This window comes from Streptomyces sp. Ncost-T10-10d (assembly GCF_900091955.1).
GTDB lineage: Bacteria > Actinomycetota > Actinomycetes > Streptomycetales > Streptomycetaceae > Streptomyces.
Window position 1 is genome coordinate 19,429 of sequence record NZ_FMDF01000081.1, and the last position, 20,902, is coordinate 40,330.

Consider the following 20,902-nt stretch of genomic DNA (forward strand, 5'->3'; position numbering starts at 1 on the left):
CTCACGCGGCGGCTCGCTCGTGGGACGGGCGTCGGCGCAGGTCCGTGTGGGTGAGGGAGGGAGGTGTGTAGGAGACGTCCAGCGGGCCGATGTCGGTGCCGGGCGGGACGATCGCGTCGATCTTGTCGAGAATGTCGTCGCCGAGGGTGAGCGTGGCGCCGACGAGCAGGTCGCCCAGCTGGTCCATGGTGCGCGGGCCGATGATGGCGGAGGTGACGTCGGGATGGCTGGTGGCGAAGGCCATGGCCAGGTGCGTGAGGGAGTGACCGGCTTCTTCGGCGAGGGTGAGCAGCTGCTCGACCGCGTCGAGCTTGCGCTCGTCGGTGAGGTGCCGGGGGACCCAGCCCATGCGGGCGTTGTCCGGCCGCGGCGCGTTCTTGCGGTAGCGGCCAGTGAGTAGGCCCATGGCCAGCGGGCTCCACACCAGAACGCCCAAGCCGTAGCGGTGGCAGACGGGCAGGATCTCCCGCTCGATGCCGCGGTTGAGGAGGGAGTAGGTGGGCTGCTCGGTGCGCAGGCGGTGCAGTCCACGCCGCTGGGACACCCACTGGGCTTCGACGATCTCCGAGGCCGGCAGGTTGGAGGAGCCGATCGCCCGGATCTTCCCGGCCCGCACGAGGTCGGTGAGCGCGGAGAGGGTCTCCTCGATGTCCGTGTACGGGTCGGGGTGGTGGATCTGATAGAGGTCGATGTAGTCGGTCCGCAGCCGCTTCAGCGAGCCCTCGACCGCTTGGACGACCCAGCGCCGAGAGCTGCCGCCGCGGTTGGGGCCCTCGCCCATCGGTCCGTTGAACTTGGTCGCCAGCACGACCTCGTCGCGGTGTCCCTTGAGGGCCTTTCCGACGATCTCCTCGGTCTCGCTGTAGCCATAGACGTCGGCGGTGTCGACGAAATTGACGCCCTCTTCCAGCGCCCGGTGGATCATGCGCACGCAGTCGTCGTGATTCGGATTGCCCATCTTGCCGAACACCATGGTGCCCAGGCAGTAGGCACTGACTTCGATGCCGGTCTGTCCCAGCTTCCGCATCCTCACAGTGGCCCGTTTCCTTCCGCTGCTGTACGTGTTCGGTGCCCGCGCCGTCCGGGCCGCCCGTGTGGCTGCGGCGGCCCGGACGGCGTAGGCATGGTCAGGTCCAGGTCAGCTGGTTCAGCCGTTGTACGGAGCGGTGACGTCCAGGACCCAGGTGACGCCGAAGCGGTCGGTGAGCATGCCGTACAGCGGCGCCCACTGCGCGGGCTCCAGCGGACTCACGATGGTCGAGCCCTCGGCGAGCCTGCCCCACAGGGCGCTGATCTCCTCGGCGTCGTCTCCACGCACGGAGACGAAGAACGAGTTCTCGCCCTGGTTCCAGGGCAGCTGCGAGGGCACGTCGTAGGCCATGACGTGGAAGCCGTTGCCGCCGACCACCTCGCCCCACATCACCCAGTCCGCCTCGCTCTCGTTCCGCACGGCGCCCGCGTCCTTGTAGGTGACCGCGACAGTACGTCCGCCGAAGACGGACTGGTAGAAGTCCAGCGCCTCACGCGCGGTGCCCCGGAAGTTCAGGTGAGTGGTGGTCGTGACAGACATGACCTGCTCCTTGCCTCGATATGACACATGTGCGCCGTCGGCCGCCGATGCCGAGCGGCGGCCGTGACCAGGGGGCATGCCTCCCGAACGGCTCGTATGCCACGATGGCAGAGGTAGAGGACAGGGTGTGTCCGGTACTCCAGGAACTATGGGTGTCATGCATAAAACGTCCGCTCGACTGCTCGCGCTGCTCTCGCTCCTTCAAACGACGACCCGTGACTGGTCCGGCGATGATCTCGCCGGGCGTCTCGGCATCACCTCGCGCACCGTGCGCCGTGACATTGACCGCCTGCGCGAACTCGACTACCCGATCACGACCGTCAAAGGACCGGCCGGCGGCTACCGCCTGGAGGCGGGCACTCACCTGCCGCCCATGCTGTTCGACGACGAGCAGGCCGTCGCCCTGGCCGTCGCGCTGCGGACCGCGGCAGTCGGCACCACCGTCGCCGAAGACGCTTCCCGCGCGCTGGCCACCCTCCGCCAGGTCATGCCGCCCCGCCTGCGCCACCGCATCGACCTGTTGCACATCACCGCCGTCCAACCGCCCGCGGCGGCCGGCGACACCCCCCAGGTCGACGCTCAGGTCCTGATGGACCTGAGCCGCGCCATCCACGCCCGCGAGGAACTGCGCTTCGACTACGCCCCGGGCCCAAGCACCTCGGCCGATGACGTCCGCCGCGTACAACCCCACCACCTGGTCACCTGGCGTCATCGCTGGTACCTGGTGGCCTGGGACCTCCACCGCGAGGACTGGCGTACCTTCCGCGCCGACCGCATCCGCCCCCGCACACCCACCGGCCCTCACTTCGCCCCGCGCGACCTCCCCGACGGCAACGTCTCCACCTTCATCACCAGCCGATTCCGCGGCAACGACGGCACCACCACCGTCTGGCCCTGCCGAGGCGAAGTCATCCTCCACCTCCCGGCCGCCGATGTCGCGCCCTTCGCCCAGGACGGAATCGTCGTGGAACTCGGCCCCCACCACTGCCGACTCATCCTCGGCTCCTGGTCATGGACCGGACTCGCCGCCGCCATCGGTCGCTTCGACACCGATATCGAGGTCATCGGCCCGCCCCAACTGGCCACCGCATTCGGGGACCTCGCCGCCCGCTACGCCCACGCAGCCCGCACCACAAGACCAGAGACCGTCCCGGCGCGGTGAGAACGGAACTCACCACGCCACTCAACCCCTCCCAACCTCCGCCGCCGACCCAACGATCAGTTACGCGCAATCCGAGAGCAGGGAAGGGGTACGCATAAACGACCCTTTCCCGGAGCGAGATCAAGAACGGTCGACGGAAGCGGTCCGGATCGCGGATTCACTGTCACAACTCGTTCTCACTCAAAAGTGGAACCAGGCACGTTCTGAGAAATGTTTGTGACAGCATCCGGGGTCATGACGGACCCTCAAACCGCATAGTCGCTTCACCAAGGTGCCCCCGCTCGCGAAACTCCTGCGCGTGTCAACCCCCGCCGACCGCAGGCCCGGCCAGCTTTCTCGAAGTCCTTGACCGCCTTGCCGACCAGCCGCCGCACCTGCCCCGGCGCCGGCGGCTCGATGTGATCGTTGCGGCACCGCGCCACCACCGCGGCGGCGAGCCGGTCACGGGACAGCTCCACCGGACACAGCTCGGTCGCCAGCCACATGGCCAACCGGTCCTGGTCCTCCTCGGTGTTCGCCCGAAACCCGTACGCCGCCCGGATCTCCTTGCGGTGCCGCTTGATCCGGTCGCCCTGCCAGTCGTAGGCACCCCACGCCTCCGCGGGGACCTTCATCTGCTGGGCCACGTGCTCCACCGCGGCGGCCGGGACCTCCTTGGCCGACTCCGGGAACCGGGCCTCCACCTCAAAGAACTTCAGCAGCAGCGCGAACCCGAGCCGGGTCGCCCCGGACTTGTTCCGCACCCGCTTCATGTCGTCTTCGAGCAGCGTCCAGACCTCGATCAGGTCCCCCGGCTCCCAGTCCTGCCGCACCGCCCCGCCCTCCCGCCGACTTCACTCGTTCAGCTCAACGAGACGACCGGCGACGGGAAACGACAGCCCATCGTCCTTACGCAGCGCTACACGCCACCTCGCCGTAGCAATACGAGAACAGGGCCTCCACCTGGTGGGCGACGTCAGCTACCACATGAGCTGAGCGCCCGGCCGCGCCGCCGGAGCCCGGAGGGTGTCTCGGCCCATGTGTGAACTCCGCGCGGTCCGCCTCCGTTGTGTGTACGGAAGCCCGTCGCGCGGCCGAGGTGGCGGCGGGATCCGGCGGCCGTCCCGCGTCCCCCGTCGGGACGGCCGCTTTCGCTGCGGGGACACTCGCCCCCGTCCCGTGCGGTCGGAGACCACGATGAGCACCGCTGACAAGACCGTGCTGAGGACGGGGAGTCCTGAGCCTCGGCTTCCTCGTCTCGCCCGACGGCGCCTGTGCTCTCGAGCACCGCCCCGATCGTCGACGGAGGTCTCCCAAACACCGCGGCCGTCCACGACGAGGGCGCGCACCGGGGCGACGGAGTCCGGGTAGCCGCTCTCGTTCCAGCCCGCGGCGAGCGTCGGAGCGGGAAACAGGCTGTCGTCCACCGCGACCTTCACCGTGGGCCCGCCCGCTTCGGTCCGGCCCCGGCCGAAGCGGCGCGCTGACGGCTCGTCTGGTTCTACAGGTCGGCTACGAGAAGCCGGTAGCCGGCATCGAGGGCTTCGCGGTCGAGCAGGTCGGCATGGCGTTGGTGCCACCGGCCGGAGGACAGGTCCTCGGACAGCCGTGCCAGGCCCGGCTGGATGACTTCGTCGCTGGTCTGGGCGAACATCGAGATACCGGCGCGGACTTGCGGATCGAGGTATGCCTCGGGCCGGCGCCAGAAGGCGGCGAGGAATCCGTCGGTGCAGTCGTGCGGGATGAGGACGGTCTCGATGCGGGCGCCTCCCAACAGCGCGGCCAGGCGGTCGACCGCGACTGCTCGTGTGTCGTCGAGCGCGGCTGCCTCGGGCAGGTACTCGTCCAGCAGCCAGAACCTGCGGTTGATGTGGTGGTCGAAGGTGAAGATGACGATCCGTTGCCGGGCGATGCGGCGGAGTTCTCCGATGCCGGCTTCCAGGTCGCTCCAGTGGTGCACGGTCAGGAGGGCCATCACAGCATCGGCCGAGTCGTCGGAGAGAGGGATCGACTCCGCGGATGCTTCCAGAGCCCGCGCGGATCCGGGCGGACGCTGGGTGATCATCACTGAGCTGGGTTCAACAGCCAGCACCGTTTGTGACGGTTCGTAGGAGCCGGTGCCGGCTCCCACGTTGATCACGGTGGCGGCACCACCGAGGGCTTGATGAATCCTGGCGGCGATTCGAGGGTCCGGTCGCCGGGTGTCAGCGTAGGTCGCGCCGATGCCGTCATAAGTCGCCACACCACGCAGTATGCCCTTCCCGCCGGCACCGGAAAGAGCTCGGAGCGTTGTCAGTTCTCAGATTTCTGGCTCGACTTCTGTGGAGCTCACGGGATCGGTCCTTGCCGCGACGGCGGCTTCAGCCCCTGACATGCAGATTTCCTGAGCCGGCCACCCTGGCCGGCTCACCTCCGAGGCCGGCACCACAGAAGTGGGCCAGAGGCCGTTCTCGTGGACGTGGCCACATGACCGACGATGACGCACAGCAGGCGGCGTGGACGCGCGCCGAGATCACGGACGGCCTCGCCCACGCGGAGCGCGCCCTGTTCACCCGTCCCGCGCCGAAATCCGCGCGTGAGCGGCGAGTAGGCGACGAACCCGACGCCGAGTTCTTCCAGGACGGGCAGCAGCGGCTCGACGTCGTGGGCGGAGATCAAGTACTCGTGCTGCAGCGCCGAGATCGGTACCGCGTGGGTCCTGCGGATGGTGTCCTCATCGGTGTTGGACAGGCCGAGGTACGTGACCTTGCCCGGCGTCGATGAACTCGTTCGTCGCGCCGATCATGTCCTTGATCGGGATGTTCGGGTCGGGTATGTGCTGGTTGAGCAGGTCGATCGTGTCGATGCCGAGGTTGCGCGGGCAGGCGTCGACGGGTCAGGGGCAACCACGTGTGCATCGCGTTCAACCGTGCCGAGTACGAGGCGTTGGACGAGCGGCTGCGCGTGGACGGCGGGGATACTTCGGCGCGGGTCCGGCCGGCCTCCGGCGCGCGTGGCTGGGCGCCGGAGAATTCCTGCTTCACCGGCCTCGACGACAACGTGATCGAGGCCAGGTACTACGAAACCTGATCTGCGTCGGTGGCGGGCGGCCCGGCCGCGCCCGGCGAGCGATATCCGGCGTGTGACGCAGGGGTGCGTGTGGCCCGCGCCCGACGTGCCCGGCCCCCTCGGACGTGGACGCGGGACATAGCGTGTTCGGCTCAGCGCATCGTCCACGGCCGGAGCTTGTCGGGGTTGCGCACCGCCCAGATGCGCCTGATCCGCTCGCCCACCACCTCGAACGCGAACACGTTCACGGTCCGGCCGTTCTGCTGGACCACCAGGCCGGGCAGGCCGTTGACGGTGCGCTCGAGCAGCGTGTGCGTGTGCGCGACCTCGGCGATCCGCAGGTAGGCGCGGGCGATCTGCTCGCCGCCGATGATCGGATCCAGGAGGGTGACGGCCTTGCCGCCGCCGTCCGCGACCCAGGTGGCGTCCGGGTCGAGCAGGCCGATCAGCGCGCCGATGTCCTTCGCCTCCCAGGCCGCCTTGAAGTCCCGGACCACCGCGGCGTGACCGGTGCTCGGGCCCGCGTCGGCCCGTGCCCTGCGAATCCGCCGCCGGGCCGAGGAGGCCAGCTGACGGCAGGCCGCAGGGCTGCGCCCGACGACCTCGGCGACGTCCGTGAACGGGTAGCGGAAGACGTCGTGCAGGACGAACGCGACGCGCTCGGCCGAGGTCATCGACTCGAACACGACGAGGAAGGCCATGTTGACCGACTCGTCCAGGGTGACCCGGTCGGCCGGGTCCATGCCGCCGCCGTCCGCTCCGCCGGTGATCCACTCGGTCGGCTCGGGCAGCGGCTCCGGGACCCATTCGCCCACGCACGTCTCCCGCCTGGCCCGCGCCGAACCGAGCAGGTCCAGGCAGACGCGGCTGGCCACCGTCGTCAGCCAGGCGGCCGGGACCTCGATGTCCGTCCGTTGCGCATCGGTCAACGCGTACCAGCGGGCATCGGTCAACGCGTACCAGCGGGCATAGGTCTCCTGGACCACGTTCTCGGCGTCCGCGAGCGAGCCGAGTAACCGGTACGCCAGGTTGATCAGCCGCTGCCGCTCGTCCATCACCACGTTCTCGCCGCTCACGCGCACCCGGTCCCCACATCTCGCTCGCATCCGATCACCCACCGTCTTCGACCGGACAGGCCGCCGAAATGTGAGGTCGGGTCCCGGCGGTCCGTTCAACACCTGCGTCACCGATCGGGTCGCCCCGCGTGTCCTGGCGGTCACCGTCGGCGGCCGCAGCATCGCGCAAGTCGCTGCACTGCTGCTCAGTGAACTTGCTCCATTCGTTCAGGCGTTGGAGCTGACGGGCGGTGAGCGGCGGATCGCTGGGGCCGTGCTCTCAGAGATCGGCGAGCGGCTGCGCTTCCTGCTCGACGTCGGCCTGGACCACCTCTCCCTCGACCGGCCCGCTGCTTCCCTTTCCGGCGGGGAGGCGCAACGGATCCGATTGGCGACCCAGATCGGAGCAGGGCTGACCGGCGTGCTGTACGTGCTGGATGAGCCGTCCGTCGGGTTGCACCAGCGCGACAACCAGCGGCTCACCGGCCTGTACCGTGCCGGTGAGGCGATTCAGCGGAAGGCGGTGGCGTTCTCTGTAGCCCACTGCTGGAACGGCCGGGCCGGAGCTCCGGTGACCTGTGAAACCGTGTCGCGCACCGCCAGCAGTTCGTCGTTGACGTCTCCGCCCGTGACGTCGAGCACCGCGTCTGCGGCCTCGGCTCCGAAGACCGCGGCCATCTGTGCGTGGGCCTGCTGGCGGCTGATCTCGGCGAAGGGTACCTCCCGACCCAGTTCTGCTGCGATGGCCTCGACCTGCTGGCGGGCTGTCACCGGCTCTGGACCGGTCAAGGCATACGTGCGCCCTTGGTGGCCGGGCTCGTTCAGCGCCACCCGTGCCACCGACGCGATGTCCTTGGGATGGATGGTTGGCAGTGCTGTGTCCGCATATGGTGCGCGGACGACCTCGTGCTCACGGACGGAAGCCGCCCACATCAGGGCGTTCGATGCGAACTGCGTCGGCCGCAAGATCGTCCATGCCATACCGCTTTCCTTGAGCAACTGTTCCACCGCCAGGTTCTCGGCGGCGGGGCCCAGGTGCGGATGGGTCTGGGCCGTAATCGACGACACCAGCACCACGTGTTCCACACCCGCGTGCCGGGCGGCTTCGAGGATGTCGGCGTCCGAACCCAGACGCGACACAAGAAACAGCGAACGTACCCCCTCCAGTGCGGGCTTCAACGACGCCGGCTTCGCAAAGTCGCCCCCCACGGCCTCGACCCCTTCGGGGAAGGCGGCCTGTGCGGTATCACGGGTGAGCCCTCTCAGCGGCCCGGCGCCGCATGCGTGCAGTTCCTTCAGCAGTGCACGGCCTATGTTTCCGGTGGCTCCGGTCACGAGGATCATGATCGCGCTCTCCCGTCGTCAGGTGATCAACTAGAGGAAACGGTAGAAGCTCAATCACACTTCAGGTCAAGGAGACCCCTGGCCGTTTCTGCTGCTGGGCACTCGGCGCTGCTTGCTCTTCTGTGCAGCGGTCGATGCGGCGCACGAGGCCGGCATCGAGTACTCGCAGGTGACCGGATCAAGCACATCTGGGTAGTGCGCAACCCCGAGAAACTCCGTCGCTGGACGACGGGCTGACGTACATCTCCCTACCACCGGCCCATTTGTCGGCGATGGCACTCGTGGCGCGCGCGTGGACGTAACCGCGCTGCTGGGTCACCTCAGGGCGGGCAGGGAGCGCGATGTGGACGCGGCCGGGGGCGAAGTGGGTGAGGCGCGCGCCGAGGTGGGCCGTGAGGCCCTGGCGATCGAAAGTGTCTGGATGTGCTTCTGGACCGAGGAGTTCGCCTGGTCCTGCTGACGTCTGTTCACTCGGACCCCGCCCGCTTCCACCGCCCTGGGGCGGCAGCAGGCTGCGCATACGCCAAGAGGCCTCGCCAGGAACGCCGCGACCGACGGGCAAAGCCTTTGATGGATCCGGACACGGCCGGGTGTGCCACGCCTTCAGCCACGCTGCGCATGTCGGGCTGCAAGCCGAACCCGTGACGTCGGATGCAGGGCGATGGGTTCCGGGCCCGAACCGGCCCTCGACCGCACTCAGGCATGGCTCGGCCCGCAGGTTGGTGGCGGGACGTCGGCGAGACTCCCGCAGTACATGTAACGCCATGAGGCGACGGCTGCTCGCAGGCCCCTTGGACCGGGCGCCACCACGAACCGGGATGCCCCAGCGGAGTCGGCGGAGTTCTGGGCCTGCAGACACTGCACCGCAGCTCAGGCACATCCAGCACGCTGACTCACCCACCCCGGGCAGAGCGTGCTCACCTTGCTACTCCCGGTCGGGTTCAGGCGCGACTGCCCTTCACTTGCGACCATCACATTCGACAAGAGGGGGACCTCGCCGGCGCACGCCCGGCACGGAACACCACACACCCAGGGGCCCGCCGCGCGGGGGCCCGCGCCCGGCTGGAGGAACGACTGCTGGGCCTGGTGGCGGCGGTGCGGCCGCGTGCGCAGTACGCGGTCGTGCACGGCGAACTGGGGCCCGACCATGTGCTGGTGGACGCAGACGGGAACCCCGTGGTGATCGACATCGAGGGCTTGATGTACTTCGACGTCGAGTGGGAGCATGTTTTTCTGCCGCCTGCACGACGGCTACGGGCCGCTGGGGGTGGACGGACTGGACGATGACCGGATCGCGCTGTACATGCTGGCACAGCGGCTCTCCCTGACGGCGGGTCCACTGCGGCTGCTCGACGGGGACTTCCCCAACCGGGCGTTCATGACGGGCATCGCCGAGTACAACCTGACGAAGGCGCTGGAACTGGTCGGCGCCTGAACGCCCCTGCCACCGTGAGTCCGAGGTCTCGGAGCTGGAGCCGCTGCGGACCTCGCCGGCGACCTTCGCATCGTTCCACTCGCTGACGAAACCGTCCACCGTCGGCCATGCCGGGATGCCGGGAAAGACTGTTATGTGCCCTGCTCGCTGCCGAGGGTGTCGCATAGCGCGTGGTCGACGAGGTTACTGGCGGCTTGCTCCTGTCGGAGTGCGTTGTCGCGCGAGTCGCCCAGAGCGGCGGACATGGAGACGGTGACGGTGCGGCTGCCGTCGTCGGTGGCACCGGTCAGTAGCCGCCGTCGCCTCCTTCGTGGCTCCAGTAGCTGCCGCCGCAGGACAGGGGCCGGTTGACCAGGCCGAGGCCGTAGCGTCCGTGTGGCCAGAACACCTGGATCTTGTCGTCGACCGGGACGGTGCCCTGCATCTCGGCCATCAGTGCCCGGGGCAGCGGCTCGCCGCCGAGCAGGGCCTGGAAGAAGGGCCTCTCCGGCGCGCTCGGCACCCTGGCCACCAGGGCCGGGGTGCCGACCCGCATCGACATAGGCCCGCTCGGTGAGATCCCCGCAGCGGTTGAAGCGGTCGCCTACTTCGCCGTCACCGAGGCACTGGCGAACATCGCCCGACACAGCCGGGCCACCAATGCCTCGGTTCGCGTCACTCGCAACGGCGCGCTGCTCTGCGCGGAGATCGCCGACGACGGGACCGGCGGAGCGGACGCCGCCCAGGGGTCCGGCCTGGACGGGATGCGACCCCGAGGGTCCGATGCCCTGATGTCAGGTGCTGGGCCCGTGAGTTCGCGGTGGAGTCGCAGCGTCGGTCTCCAGCACCTCCCAATACCGTGGCGTGACAATACTGTGCGACGCACAGTATTGTGTCCTGTGTGGGCACCGATGAACTGATCCTCAGCCAGGCCCAGGAGCTACGCCGCGGCACGGTCGTCTTGGCCTGCCTGGCGCTCCTGGAGGAGCCGCAGTACGGCTACGCGCTCCTGGAAACGCTCGGCGACGCCGGGATCGCCGTCGACGGCAACACCCTCTATCCGCTGCTGCGCCGCCTGGAGAAGCAGGGGTTGCTCATCAGCGAGTGGAACACCGACGAGTCCAGGCCGCGCAAGTTCTACCGGGTCAGTCCCGAGGGCGCCCGGGTCCGCACCGGACTGCTGCGCGAGTGGGAGGACCTCGGCGCCTCGATATCACGACTGACCAAGGGGACCGTTGAGTAAGTTGCATGCGTCCGGCACCGGCACGCTGACCGACCGTTACGTGGTGGAGGTCGTCCGGCGCATCCCGACCGACCAGCGCGGCGACGTGGCTGACGAGCTGCGCGCCACAATTGCCGACACCGTCGAGGCCCGCGGCCCGGCCGACCCGGAGACCACCGAGCGCGAGGTCCTCACCGAGATGGGCGACCCGATCCGGCTCGCCGCCCGGTACGCGGATCGGCCGCTCGCACTGATCGGGCCCGGCCTCTACCCGACGTACGTACGACTCCTCACGGTCCTGCTGTCCACCGTGCTGCCGGTAGTCACCGTCATCAGCGCGGGGCTCGACGTCCTGGACGGCCAGGGGGTCGGCGAGGTGATCGGCGGGGCCGTCGGGGCGGTGCTCTCCGTCGGTGCCCAGATGATTGCCTGGCTCACCGTGGTGTTCGCCCTGATCGAGCGGTCCGGCAAGCGGCCCGGCGCGGTCGGCGGAGCCTGGACGCCCGACGACCTGCCCGACCGCGGCGTGCCGAAGGAGCGTGACGCGGCAGCCTACGTCCGGGTGGCGTGGCACGCGCTGCTGGTCGCTCTGATTGTCTGGCAGCACACCGCGCAGCCGTACCGGACCGATGGTGGTACACGCCTTGACGTGCTTGACCCGGGCTTGTGGTCGGGGTGGATCTGGCCGGTTCTTGCAGGGCTTGTCGGTCTCGTGACACTCGACGCGGTGCGGGCGGTGCGGGTGTGGACGCGTTCGCTGGCGGTCTGGAGCGTTGGTGCGGAGGCAGCCTTCGCGCTGCCGTTGGCGTGGGTCCTGCATCGGCAGGAGTTGTTCAACCCGGCTTTCCTGTCCGATGCCAACGGTGGCTGGCAGGCCCCGCAGTCTCTCTACAGCGTGGCGGCGGTGGGGGTCCTGGCGGTGAGCGCGGGTGAGGTGGTCAAGCGGTTCCGCGAGGCGCGGGGCTGAGTCCGCGGCAGCTGCTGGAGTTCCTTGATGTCCTCGGGCCGGCTTCGCCTTCCCTCTCGATCAGGACGGCTTTCTTCCTGCGCATCAAGGTGCCGGGGTTGAGCAGTTGCCGTTCGGCGACGGAGGCCTGGCCGCGCTGCTGGCCCTGGCCGGGGAGGAGGAGACCAGCGAGAGCGGTCCGGAGGGCGTCTCCTCTCCCGCGACAACCATGTCGTTTGAGAACAGCGAGCCCGAGGTTCTCAAACGACATGGCAACAGGACAGGTCAGGTTCCTGGCACCGGCCAATTACGCAGCGACAGGACAGCCGGTCGAAGCCTTCACCCCTTCGTGTGGGATGGGAACGTCTGCGTCGCCGTACACCGTGCTGGCACGAGTCCCACAACCACAACTGCAGCTTGAAGGACATGCGCCTGGCCATCGCGCTGCTCGGCACGGGTGTCCACCGCGCCCAGCAGGCTCGTAACCGGCGAATATGCGCCACTGCCGCCCGGATCGGGAGCCACCCGCCGTCCAGCACCACGTGCGGACTGGTGCGTTTCCTCATCCGCGACGCGCACCGAGTCGGGCGACCGGCGGTCCGCACCGGGCCGCCGGTCGTCACTTGACGGGGCGTAGCCGGAGGTGGGCGACCCTGGGGAGGCCGATGACCCTGCTGGTCTCGAACTCGCGGGTACGGTCGCCTGTCTCCTTGAACGGCCGCACTCCGAACAGCCCCACACCACCGTCCAGCAGCACTGGGACCAGGTGGATCTGCAACTCGCCCCAGGTCTCGCGGCCCGGAGCCCGGAGCAGCGTTCGGGCCCGGCCGGTCGTGGCCGGCCGGGCCCGGGCGGGAGGGGTCCCGCCGCCTCAGTGTGCTGCTACTGAGGTCAGAAGTTCAGCTTCCAGCTGTCGATGAAGCCGCTGTCGCCGCGGAACATGTCCTGGACCTTGAGCTTCCAGGTGCCGTTGGCGGTCTTCTTGGAGGCGTTCACGGTGTAGGTGGCGAGCACGTCGTCGGCCGAGTCGCTGATGTCGGAATCCTTCAGGCGGTACAGCGTGCCGTCAGGGGCCACCAGGTCGATGACCAGGTCACCGCGCCAGGTGTGCTTGATGTTCACGTCGACCTTGAGGGCACTCGGTGCCTTGCCGGCGATCCCGGTGACATTGACGTCCGAGAAGACAGCGGCGCCCCCGTCCGGGATGGCGACGTCGGTGGTGTTCTCGAAGGTCTTGATCACGCTGACGACGTTCCAGGTGAACGTCGCGGTGGAGGAGGCGTTGGTCGAGTCCGTGACCGTGACCGTGACCGTGCTGGTGCCCAGCGTGGTGGGGGTGCCGGAGATCAGGCCGGTGGAGGCGTTGATCGACAGGCCGGCCGGCAGGCCGGTGGCCGTGTAGGTCAGCGCGCCCGGGTTGGTGCTGGTGGCCTGGACCTGCAGGCTCGCGGACTTGTTGACCAGCGTGGTCTGGAGGCCGGGGTCGGTGACCGTCACGCCCTGGACGATGCGGCTGCCGACGTTGATGGCGGCCCAGGCGTTGGCGGTGTTGTTGTAGGTGTCGCTGCCGAGCCCGTACAGGTCGGCGGCCGCCTGCAGGGTGGCGGTGCGGGCGGCGGCGTAGTTGGTGGAGGAGGTCATGTAGGTCGACAGTGCGCGGTACCAGATCTTCGCGGCGGCGTCGCGGCCGATCGCGGTGACGGGCAGGCCGTCGGAGGTCGGGCTGTTGTAGCTCACGCCGTTGACGACCTTGGCGCCGCTGCCCTCGGAGGCCAGGTAGAACCAGTGGTTGGCCGGGCCGGAGGAGTAGTGGACGTCGATGCTGCCGATGCCCGAGTACCAGGCGTCCTTGGACGTGCCGTCCTTGCTCGGCTTGTCCATGTAGCGCAGCGGGGTGCCGTCGCCGTTGATGTCGATCTTCTCGCCGACCAGGTAGTCACCTGGGTCGGTCGCGGAGTTCACGTAGAACTCGACGGCCGCGGCCATGATGTCCGAGGTCGCCTCGTTGAGGCCGCCGGACTCGCCGCTGTAGATCAGGCCGGCGGTGTTGGAGGTGACGCCGTGGCTCATCTCGTGGGCGGCCACGTCGAGGGAGGTGAGCGGCTTGGTGTTGCCGGAGCCGTCGCCGTAGGTCATGCAGAAGCAGGAGTCGGACCAGAAGGCGTTGACGTAGGCGTTGCCGTAGTGCACGCGGGAGTAGGCGCCGACGCCGTCGTTCCTGATGCCGTTGCGGCCGTGGACGTTCTTGTAGTAGTCCCACGTGGCCTGGGCGCCGAACGCGGCGTCAACACCGGCGGTCTGACGGTCGCTCGGCAGGCCGTTGCCCCAGACGTCGTCCGCGTCGGTGAACAGCGTGCCAGTGCCGGAGCTGCCGCCGTTCAGGTCGTACGTCTTGTGGCCGCCGCGGGTGCCGTCGGTCATCTCGTAGGTCGAGCCCGACAGCGTGGTGCCGAGGGTGACCTGGCCGTTGTACTGGCCGGTGCCGGTGCCGGTCTCGATGCCCTGGTACTCGAACAGCTTGGCACCGTTGGTGGCGTCGGTGATGACGTGCAGCTCGGACGGGGTGCCGTCGTGCTGAACGCCGCCGATCACGGACTCCCAGGCCAGCACGGGCTTGCCGGAGGCGGCCCAGACAACCTTGCGGACGGTATCTGCCTTCGCGGCGGTGGTGCCCTTGGCCTTGGCGCGGCCGAGCGCGAAGGTCTTCACCGAGTCGGCGCTCTTCACGGCGGTGGTCGAAGCGACCTTCACCGTCGCCTTGGTCGCCTTGCTGACGCCCTTGACGGCGCCGTTCGCCGCCGCGTGGACGACAAGGTCCCCGCCGAGGACCGGCAGGCCCGCGAAGGTCCGCTCGTATCGGGTGTGCACCGTGCCGTCGGCGTCCTTCAGGACGGACTTCACCAGCAGTTGCTCCTGGCCGCCCAGGCCCAGGGTCCTGGCGGTGGTGGCGACGGTGGCCTGCGCGTCGGCGAGCAGCGAGGCGCGCTCACTCGGGCTGAGCCGGACCTGCAGCGCGCCGGCCCGGACCTGCGCCTTGGGCGCGTCGGCCTGGGTGCCGGCGGTGGCGGACGTGGGGAGTGCAACGGCGATCATCGCGGCGCTCGCTATGAGCGCGCTCGCGACAACAGCCTTGCGGGGGGTCTTTCTCACGCGGAACTCCTTCTGCGGCGACCGGGGTTGCGGCCGGTGACAGCCCGGGCAGGGGGTACTGCCCGAGTAGAGCTGGTGGTGCGGTGAGGCGGACATGACCGCAGCGGTGCGAGATCCCTGTGGGGAATGCCCAGCCCCGTGCGGCCGATCAAGAGCCTGACATTGTCGACCTGTGCATGTCATGTCCTTGATGGTGTCGAGTTCCTGACATGCCGGATTCCGACAGTCCGGGTGACTCCCTCGGGTCCTGGCCGCCTCGCACGGCGCTGCAGCGGCAGTACTCCGGCACCGTCGGATCTTCCGCACCGCCGCGATCCTTGCTCCCGTGTTCATTTCCGGGACTGCGGTGGGGAACCGGTCTGCGGGGCCGATGCCGTCATTGCTTGGCGTCCGTAGGACCTGGTGGCTGATGTCGGCGGGAAGCTGGAATTGGGCGGTAGTCGGACGGCTTCGCCCTATGCGGGTCGTGGGGGACCTGCCTGGTCTCGGTGAGTGGCCCAGTACGAGCTCGTCGGCGCGGATCTCTGGACCACGTGATGGTCGGCACGAACACGGGCGGTGGCGGATCGCCGATGCTGGCGATCCGCTGAAGCGGACTTGTCGGGCGAGGTTCCTGCGGGATGGTCTGTGTAGTGGGGCGGTTGCTGGTTCTCCGGTGGGTGGTTATGGGCTTGTGCCGGGCTGTGTGGGTCGCTGTGACCGTTGCGCTGCCGTACCTGTTCGGGCAGGACGGCCCTGTGGCCGTTGTGCTGTTGTGCTTGTTTGGGCAGGGCGGTTGCTGTGTTCGTTGGGGTGCGGCTTTTGGCTTTTCGGGGTGTGGGGGGTGTGGTTAGTGTTTGTAGCGGGCGTGCCCTATGTGCCACACGTAGGAGGCTGCGACGGCTTCCATGGCGCGTGCGTGGTTTGCGAGTGCGTTCGTGCTGTCGGCGGTGAGTTCGGTGATGCGGAGGCGTGCGGTGGAGGCTTGGTGTTCACACATGCGGGAGGCGAGGTGGAATGCTTCTTCGAGGTTGCATTCGTGGTGTCGGATCAGGAGTGTCGGCAGGCTCAGCGGAGTCTGGCCACCGCGGTCTGTCTCCTTCGCGTACGAGGCGAGGTCGTTGATCCATCCGGCGAGGTCGGCGACGGCTTTCTCCAGTTCCCGCACTGCTGGCGAGGCTCGTTGATTGTCGGTGAGTTCGTATCCGAGCCCGACTTCCGTGCTCGTCATGACGGTCCGGACGAAGACTGTGTGTGGGCGCATCGCGTAATAGTCGCTCAGGGTGACCTGGTCGAGTCTGTCGAGGTGATGGGCTTCCCAGAGGATGCCGAAGAGGTTGTCCCGCAGGTGTGCGGTGAGCCGTAGATACTGCGTGGGCGTGGCCCGTTCCCGGAACCGGTGCAGGAGCTCCCGCAGGGCGGCGACGCAGGCGTCGTCATCGGCCGCCGGCTCGTCGTGACCGGCCAGCAGGTGGACACAGTGACTGATGCGGCGGACCAGTCGGGTGGTGTCGCGGCTTCCTTCGGTTTCGCCGTGTGTGTCGTCGAAGGCGGTGAGCCACAGGAAGAGGTCGGCGCAGAGGAACACGCTGTCCTGGTCGGCGGTGGGCAGGACACGGGCCACGCCCTGGGCCGTGATGTTGCAGAGGGCCTTCGCCTCGCCGGGTGAGCCGGTCAGGGGGAAGGTCTGGAGCCAGTGGGTGGTCTGTTCCTCGATGGCGTTGGCGTACGGGCTGGTGGCGAAGGGGCCGGGGAAGGAGTTTTGGAGGTCGGGCATCGGCAGGGTACGCGCGTCCGAGCCGCGGGTGTGGCTCATGCGGCTCTCCCCGCGGCGGCACGTTGTCTGGTCTCGGCGACCATACGGGGGTCCGACGGGTGTACGGTGAGCAGCCCGACCGGCTCCACGGTGGCGCCCGGAACGGGCCGCAGCCGCCAGCGGGACGCGATGAACGCCGTGATGACGATCCCCTCCGTCCAGGCGAACGCGTCGCCGATGCACATGCGTTTCCCCGATCCGAAGGGTATGAAGGCTCCTCTGGGTGGCTGGGGGCGCTCGGGTAGCCAGCGGTCGGGGTCGAAGCGGAGTGGGTCGGGGTACAGGGCGGGGTCCCGGTGCAGTGCGTAGGGACTCCACAGCACCTGCTCCCCCGCCGGCAAGGTGGCCTGCCCGAGGCGTACGGGCTTGGTGGCCTGCCGGGTCACCAGCCAGCCGGCGTGGTGCAGCCGCAGGGTCTCACTGACCAGTTGGCGGGTGAAGGCGAGTCGGGGGACGTGCTCGGCGGTGATCGGGCCCTCTCCGACCACGGAGTCGACCTCCTCGTGGAGCCTGCGCTCCAGTTCGGGGTCGCGGCCCAGCTCGTGGAACAACCAGGCCAGCATGACTCCTGTCGTCTCGGAGCCCGCGGCCAGCAGTCCGATGATTTCCGACAGGATCTCGTTGTCGGGCAGTGGTGCACCGGTTTCGTCCCGGGCCTCCAGGAGCAGTGTCATGAGGTCGTCGTGGGCGTCGGGGTCCGTCCGGCGCTCTGCGATGATGTCGGCGACCTCGCTGCGCAGCAGGCTGCGGGCGGCCTTGAGGTGCCGGTTGCTGCGGGTGGGCAGCCGTTCCAGCGAGGACACGGGCACCATGGTGCGCCAGATGGCGGCCGTGAAGACCGTGTCGACGGCGTCGAGGATCGCACGCGCTCGTTCCTGCTCCGCGCGGAAGGAGCACAGTACTGACATGGCCACGTCCTGGGCCATGAGCCCCATCTCGGTTTTCAGGTCCAGCAGTTCACCCTCACGCCAGCCCGTGATGGACGGCTCCACCGTTTCCCGCATCGTGTCGACGTACCTGCTGACCTGCTCGCGGTGGAAGGCGGGCTGGAGCAGTCGGCGCCTACGCAGGTGGGGCTCGCCTTCCGCGACCGGCAGGGCCGACTGGCCGAAAAGCTTGAGCTTCTCGCCCAGGAGCCCTTTGGAGAAGGAGTTGGACTTGCTGGTGAGCATTTCGTGGATCAGCTCATGAGAGTTGACCACGGTCACTTTCTTGAGGCCGACCGACATACGGACGATCGGCCCGTACGTGCGCAGGCGTTCGACGAACTCCAGACGGTCCTTGAGCAGGGGCACCACGTGCCCGATGAGCGGCAGCCTCCCCGGAGCTGTCGGTGGAACGTCCATGTCGGCAGTCACATCTATGTCAGGTGTCACGCGTCCCTCCTTTCCACGTCTGCTTCCGTACATGCGGCTGCTCGACGTGCCCGCAGCAATTCCCGCGCAGAGAGCACCTCCGCTTCGATCACTGCGGTGGGCGCGTACAGGGTCTTGTCGTGCCACAGCGCGGGGTGCTGGTGGCCGGGGTGCGAGGCGGTGTGCAGATACGTTTCAGCTAGGTCCAGGGCCCGGATGTGCTGCGGCTGCGGTACGGATGTGGCGGCGCTCAGCAGGATTTTGACGGCGTATGCGGTTTCTTCGACGGTGCTGCCCCACACGCCCCAGGAGCCGTCGGAGCGCTGAGTTTCGGTGGTCCACGCGGCGGCGCTCCGTACGGCCCCGGACGCGTCATGACCGCCGTACTGGGCGAGCGCGGTGACGCTTCGCGCGGTGGCGTAGTAGGGGGAGGCATGCCACTTGTCGGTCCAGTGCCCTTCGGGCTGCTGCTGGCCGGTCAGCCAGTCGCAGAGCTTTGCCGCCCGGGGGCCGTATGTGTGCTCTGCCGTCGGGTCGCGCCGCAGGTAGCTCACGAGGGCTTGGAGGGCGTGGGCGTTCGCGGTGACCGATCCGGTGTCCTCGCCGATGTAGCAGTCGTAGTGGCTGCCGTTGTGGAACAGGTCCAGTGGTGCCGGGTCGTAGGGCAGGCCGACGAGTGAGGCGACCAGCACCGCCATGGCGGTGTCGTCGGCATCGGTCATGAGGCCGGGCGCACCGCGCACGCCTTGAGGATCGTAGATGTCCTCGGCCCACCTGCGGAGTGTGGGCAGAGCGGCAGCGGGCAGGTGGGTGCGTGCCAGTGCGGCGGCGATCCACAGCCGTTCGACCACGCGCAGGGGTGCGGCCTCGGGGAAGAGACCGCCGTAGCGCTGCGCCACTGCGGTGAGGTCGGTGATGGCCTGGGCGGTAGTGGCAGGTGACCGTGTTGCCCGTGCCGCGGTGGCGGCCGGTGAGCTGCCCAGCAGGCCTTCGGTGTCAGGGACGAGGGACGGCGGTATGTAGCTGTCTATGCCTTCGAACGTGTGGTGGAACTTGACGGGCAGGCTGCCTGCCGGTTCGTACCGCCTGGCCACGCGAGCAGGTGCCCAGGCGTGGAAGCCGCCGGGAACCGGCAGTTGTGGGCTGCCGGGTTCCGGTGTGTTCTCGTTGGTGGTCAGGGAGCCCAGCCTCTCGTTGATCTTGGCTACCAGGCTGGGTACGAGTATTTCCGCTGCGGCCGTGTCCGGCCACGGGCATGGTGGCAGTGCGCGCAGTACGCCGAGGCCTGTGTTCACCGCGGCCGTGAGCCGGCCGGTGACTTCTGGGGACGTGGTGCCCCGTTGCAGGACGGCCAGTGCGGCCTCCACTGCGCTGAGTGTCGGCAGGAGCCGGTAGGGCAGCGGTCCCTGCCCCCAACTGCCGTCGGGCGCCTGCTGTTCCAGCAGGTACGTGATCCGCCGTGGCTCCCCGGGCAGCCATGGTGCCGCCGACAGGACGCGGGCGCTCTCGTACAGGGACGGACCGACGCTTCCCCATCTGTCCTGGTCGGCCCTGGCCACCAGGCTGGTGGCTCGTTCGGCGTAGGGCGTGGCGACGGGCGTGCTGATGCTCATGGGGCGGCTTCCTCCTCGGGGTTCTGGCTGGCGGTGTGGGGCGATGCCTCATGTCTGCCTGGCCGTTGCCTCCAGGGCGAGCCGGCGCAGGGAGGCTGTGGCACTTTCCGGGAAGGGAGCGTTGTCCAGGGCGGCGAGGGCGGCGGCCCGTCGTGTGGTGATCATTTCCTCCACGGTCTGCCGGGCACCGGTGGAGTTCAGGATCGTGCGGACCGCGGCGGCGTGTTCCTCGTCGAGGTCGCTTCGGCCGACGAGCTCGCGCAGTGTTCTCAGTTCGGCCGTGGAGGCTCGCTGGACCGCGAGTGCCATCAGGACGGTGGCCTTGCCCTCGCGCAGGTCGTCCAGCACTGGTTTGCCTGTCTTGGCGGGGTCACCGAAGACCCCGAGCAGGTCGTCCCGCAGCTGAAACGCTTCTCCCAGTGGTATGCCGAAGGCGGTGCAGGCATCGAGTACGGGTGGGGTCGCTCCGGCCGCTGCCGCCCCTATGTGCAGGGGCCGTTCTATGGTGTATTTAGCCGTCTTGTATCGAATGACGTGCAGTGCCGTGTCCACGTCGCCGGTGAGGCGGCCGGTGGTCTGCAAGTCCAGGAGTTGGCCGTACATGACCTCGCTGCGCATTTCGGCCACCAGGGGCAGCACCTGTGCCAGCCGCCCCGGGCCGAGGTCCGCCGTGCGCAGGAGTTCATCGGACCACACCAGAGCCAGGTCTCCGAGAAGGACGGCCGCGCCCAGACCGTGCGCCTGGGCCCTGCTGTCCGGGCCACCGCTGTCGGTGTACGCGGTGGCCAGTGCACGGTGGGCGGACGGCCGGCCGCGGCGGATGTCGCTGTCATCCATCACGTCGTCGTGCACCAGGGCGAACACCTGGAAAAGTTCGAGGCTGGCGGCAGCGCGAACGGCAGCAGTCATATCACCTGTTGCTCCGGCGGCCTGCCATCCGTACAGACACAGCAGCGACCGCAGCCGTTTCCCGCCGGTCAGGAGTCCGCGCAGGGCGGTGGTCAGGTAGAGCAGCTCGATTCCCGGCGCAGCACGTTCCTTGGTGTCCAGGAATCCGGTCAGAGCCGCTCCCACCTTCTGTCGTAGGCAAGAGAGGTCGGGCAGTTTTGTGGGAAGGGTTTGTGTCACAGGCGGTTGATCCTCTTTCGTTCGAGAACCGTCATCGCGGTTCCGTTCTTGCAGAGGACGGGCCAACGGACCCGCGTCTCCTTCCTGAGGCTGTCGCGGTGGTGCCGGCCGGCTCCCGGAC

21 protein-coding genes and 2 pseudogenes are annotated in these 20,902 nt (G+C 68.6%); 7 read left to right on the plus strand and 16 right to left on the minus strand.

The features are described from left to right. Position 1 precedes the first annotated feature (1 nt). Together GA0115254_RS12315 and GA0115254_RS12320 are read right to left on the minus strand one after the other, a co-directional pair. Entirely contained in the window at positions 2-1,033 is a 1,032-nt protein-coding gene (locus tag GA0115254_RS12315) for an aldo/keto reductase (protein WP_093895314.1), read from the minus strand. Between the two features lie 114 nt (positions 1,034-1,147). Then, complete coding sequence (locus GA0115254_RS12320; protein ID WP_093895315.1) at positions 1,148-1,570, minus strand: VOC family protein; 423 nt, start codon at positions 1,568-1,570, stop codon at positions 1,148-1,150. A 157-nt stretch (positions 1,571-1,727) separates the two neighbouring features. On the opposite strand from GA0115254_RS12320, the gene GA0115254_RS12325 reads away from it, so the two are divergent. Continuing rightward, entirely contained in the window at positions 1,728-2,732 is a 1,005-nt protein-coding gene (locus GA0115254_RS12325) for a helix-turn-helix transcriptional regulator (RefSeq protein WP_093895346.1), read from the plus strand. A gap of 263 nt (positions 2,733-2,995) precedes the next feature. Here the strand turns inward: GA0115254_RS12325 and GA0115254_RS12330 are convergent, their stop codons facing one another. The 4 genes and pseudogenes from GA0115254_RS12330 to GA0115254_RS47510 all read right to left on the minus strand — a co-directional run bounded on the left by GA0115254_RS12330 (position 2,996) and on the right by GA0115254_RS47510 (position 5,441). Then, positions 2,996-3,544 (minus strand): DUF4158 domain-containing protein, encoded by a 549-nt coding sequence (locus tag GA0115254_RS12330; RefSeq protein ID WP_093895316.1) that lies wholly within the window; start codon positions 3,542-3,544, stop codon positions 2,996-2,998. 465 nt (positions 3,545-4,009) lie between these two features. Further along, positions 4,010-4,177, minus strand: a pseudogene (locus GA0115254_RS47505) (D-alanyl-D-alanine carboxypeptidase/D-alanyl-D-alanine-endopeptidase); the annotation flags it as partial. Between the two features lie 35 nt (positions 4,178-4,212). Next, on the minus strand, positions 4,213-4,953 hold the full coding sequence (locus tag GA0115254_RS12340) for a class I SAM-dependent methyltransferase (RefSeq protein WP_093895317.1): 741 nt from the start codon (positions 4,951-4,953) through the stop codon (positions 4,213-4,215). Positions 4,954-5,117: 164 nt separating this feature from the next. Continuing rightward, positions 5,118-5,441: an aldo/keto reductase gene (locus GA0115254_RS47510; RefSeq protein WP_218105533.1), complete on the minus strand. Its 324-nt coding sequence runs from the start codon at positions 5,439-5,441 to the stop codon at positions 5,118-5,120. A gap of 159 nt (positions 5,442-5,600) precedes the next feature. Between GA0115254_RS47510 and GA0115254_RS12350 the strand changes: the two genes are divergently transcribed. Next, on the plus strand, positions 5,601-5,780 hold the full coding sequence (locus GA0115254_RS12350; protein WP_093895318.1) for a hypothetical protein: 180 nt from the start codon (positions 5,601-5,603) through the stop codon (positions 5,778-5,780). Positions 5,781-5,911: 131 nt separating this feature from the next. On the opposite strand, the gene sigJ is transcribed toward GA0115254_RS12350, so the two are convergent. The 3 genes from sigJ to GA0115254_RS12365 all read right to left on the minus strand — a co-directional run bounded on the left by sigJ (position 5,912) and on the right by GA0115254_RS12365 (position 8,158). Next, a complete protein-coding gene (gene sigJ / locus GA0115254_RS12355) occupies positions 5,912-6,865 on the minus strand; it encodes an RNA polymerase sigma factor SigJ (protein WP_093895319.1) in 954 nt (317 codons plus the stop codon). 229 nt (positions 6,866-7,094) lie between these two features. Continuing rightward, positions 7,095-7,358 (minus strand): hypothetical protein, encoded by a 264-nt coding sequence (locus GA0115254_RS47515; protein ID WP_176740085.1) that lies wholly within the window; start codon positions 7,356-7,358, stop codon positions 7,095-7,097. After that, positions 7,325-8,158, minus strand: a complete 834-nt coding sequence (locus tag GA0115254_RS12365) for an NAD(P)H-binding protein (protein ID WP_093895320.1) — start codon at positions 8,156-8,158, stop codon at positions 7,325-7,327. The genes GA0115254_RS47515 and GA0115254_RS12365 overlap by 34 nt, the downstream gene beginning before the upstream one ends. A 292-nt stretch (positions 8,159-8,450) precedes the next feature. Here GA0115254_RS12365 and GA0115254_RS47520 point away from each other — a divergent pair, with 292 nt between their 5' ends. After that, the gene (locus tag GA0115254_RS47520) at positions 8,451-8,618 is read left to right on the plus strand and encodes a hypothetical protein (protein WP_176740086.1); all 168 of its coding nucleotides are present in this window, start codon (positions 8,451-8,453) and stop codon (positions 8,616-8,618) included. A 551-nt stretch (positions 8,619-9,169) separates the two neighbouring features. Beyond that, positions 9,170-9,593, plus strand: a pseudogene (locus GA0115254_RS45945) (phosphotransferase); the annotation flags it as partial. Positions 9,594-9,879: 286 nt separating this feature from the next. Here GA0115254_RS45945 and GA0115254_RS45215 read toward each other — a convergent pair. Next, positions 9,880-10,134, minus strand: coding sequence for a hypothetical protein (locus GA0115254_RS45215; RefSeq protein WP_218105532.1), 255 nt, complete (start codon positions 10,132-10,134; stop codon positions 9,880-9,882). Between the two features lie 339 nt (positions 10,135-10,473). Here GA0115254_RS45215 and GA0115254_RS12390 point away from each other — a divergent pair, with 339 nt between their 5' ends. From GA0115254_RS12390 to GA0115254_RS12400, 3 genes are all read left to right on the plus strand, one after another. Beyond that, positions 10,474-10,815, plus strand: coding sequence for a PadR family transcriptional regulator (locus tag GA0115254_RS12390; protein ID WP_093895321.1), 342 nt, complete (start codon positions 10,474-10,476; stop codon positions 10,813-10,815). Further along, complete coding sequence (locus tag GA0115254_RS12395) at positions 10,808-11,761, plus strand: HAAS signaling domain-containing protein (protein WP_256102527.1); 954 nt, start codon at positions 10,808-10,810, stop codon at positions 11,759-11,761. Before GA0115254_RS12390 ends, GA0115254_RS12395 begins: the two co-directional genes overlap by 8 nt. Before the next feature lie 396 nt (positions 11,762-12,157). Beyond that, a complete protein-coding gene (locus GA0115254_RS12400; RefSeq protein WP_370740860.1) occupies positions 12,158-12,367 on the plus strand; it encodes a hypothetical protein in 210 nt (69 codons plus the stop codon). Here the strand turns inward: GA0115254_RS12400 and GA0115254_RS44380 are convergent. The 6 genes from GA0115254_RS44380 to GA0115254_RS12425 all read right to left on the minus strand — a co-directional run bounded on the left by GA0115254_RS44380 (position 12,360) and on the right by GA0115254_RS12425 (position 20,727). Continuing rightward, positions 12,360-12,518, minus strand: a complete 159-nt coding sequence (locus GA0115254_RS44380) for a hypothetical protein (protein WP_176740087.1) — start codon at positions 12,516-12,518, stop codon at positions 12,360-12,362. The genes GA0115254_RS12400 and GA0115254_RS44380 overlap by 8 nt on opposite strands. Positions 12,519-12,631: 113 nt before the next feature. Then, positions 12,632-14,890: a M4 family metallopeptidase gene (locus tag GA0115254_RS12405; protein ID WP_093895324.1), complete on the minus strand. Its 2,259-nt coding sequence runs from the start codon at positions 14,888-14,890 to the stop codon at positions 12,632-12,634. An 829-nt stretch (positions 14,891-15,719) separates the two neighbouring features. Continuing rightward, entirely contained in the window at positions 15,720-16,685 is a 966-nt protein-coding gene (locus tag GA0115254_RS12410; protein ID WP_093895325.1) for a terpene synthase family protein, read from the minus strand. Continuing rightward, complete coding sequence (locus GA0115254_RS12415; protein WP_176740088.1) at positions 16,682-18,061, minus strand: cytochrome P450; 1,380 nt, start codon at positions 18,059-18,061, stop codon at positions 16,682-16,684. The genes GA0115254_RS12410 and GA0115254_RS12415 overlap by 4 nt, the downstream gene beginning before the upstream one ends. After that, positions 18,058-19,653 (minus strand): prenyltransferase/squalene oxidase repeat-containing protein, encoded by a 1,596-nt coding sequence (locus tag GA0115254_RS12420; RefSeq protein ID WP_093895327.1) that lies wholly within the window; start codon positions 19,651-19,653, stop codon positions 18,058-18,060. The genes GA0115254_RS12415 and GA0115254_RS12420 overlap by 4 nt, the downstream gene beginning before the upstream one ends. A gap of 48 nt (positions 19,654-19,701) precedes the next feature. Beyond that, the gene (locus GA0115254_RS12425) at positions 19,702-20,727 is read right to left on the minus strand and encodes a polyprenyl synthetase family protein (protein ID WP_256102528.1); all 1,026 of its coding nucleotides are present in this window, start codon (positions 20,725-20,727) and stop codon (positions 19,702-19,704) included. Positions 20,728-20,902: the final 175 nt, after the last annotated feature.